Below are 866 nucleotides of genomic sequence, written 5' to 3' on the forward strand. Positions count from 1 at the left end.
AGTGATTTGGTCTTTCTTTTTGCTTGCCGCACTTCTTCATTTTGGCCGTCACTGGCGCTCGGTTTATCACATCGCCACAGATAAAAAGAAAATCGCGTATTTGCTTTCCAGTTCGGTATTGATTGGTGGCAACTGGCTGATCTTCATTTGGGCGGTTAACTCCAATCACATGCTGGATGCCAGCTTAGGCTATTACATCAACCCGCTGATTAACGTGTTGCTCGGTATGGTGTTCTTGGGCGAACGACTACGTAAGCTGCAATGGTTTGCTGTGGTATTGGCAGGATGCGGCGTTTTGGTGCAGTTGATCGTCTTTGGTTCGGTGCCAATTGTAGCGATGGCGTTGGCGATGAGCTTCGGTTTTTACGGTTTGCTACGTAAGAAAGTCGCGGTGGATGCTCAAACGGGTTTGTTTGTCGAAACGCTAATCTTATTACCCGCTGCCGCCGTTTATCTTCTGTTTATTGCCAGTTCACCAACGGCAAACATGATTGAAAACCCATGGCAGCTCAATACGTTGTTGATTGCAGCAGGTGTGGTGACGACCTTGCCATTGCTGTGCTTCACTGGTGCCGCGACTCGCCTCAAATTATCAACGCTCGGCTTTTTCCAGTACATCGGCCCTAGCCTGATGTTCTTGCTTGCAGTGTTAATTTACGGCGAGACCTTCACGATGGATAAAGCGATTACGTTCGCCTTTATTTGGGGAGCTCTTGTGGTATTTAGCTTCGATGGGCTGCGCAACAATAGCCGTTCACGCCGAGCCATTCAGTCACAGTGATCGTTTTTTACAAGACAATCTAACAATTGATGGATAAGCTTGGTCATTATGTGACCAAGCTTTTTTTGTATGTAATGGAACAGAT

Annotated in this window: 1 protein-coding gene; it reads left to right on the top strand. The window is 47.0% G+C overall.

The window, feature by feature from the left end; genetic code table 11:
- The coding region (gene rarD / locus R8N47_RS24275; protein ID WP_318185987.1) for an EamA family transporter RarD at positions 1-781 on the top strand (781 nt) is incomplete at its 5' end.
- Positions 782-866: the final 85 nt, after the last annotated feature.

This window comes from Vibrio sp. 2132-1 (assembly GCF_033344315.1).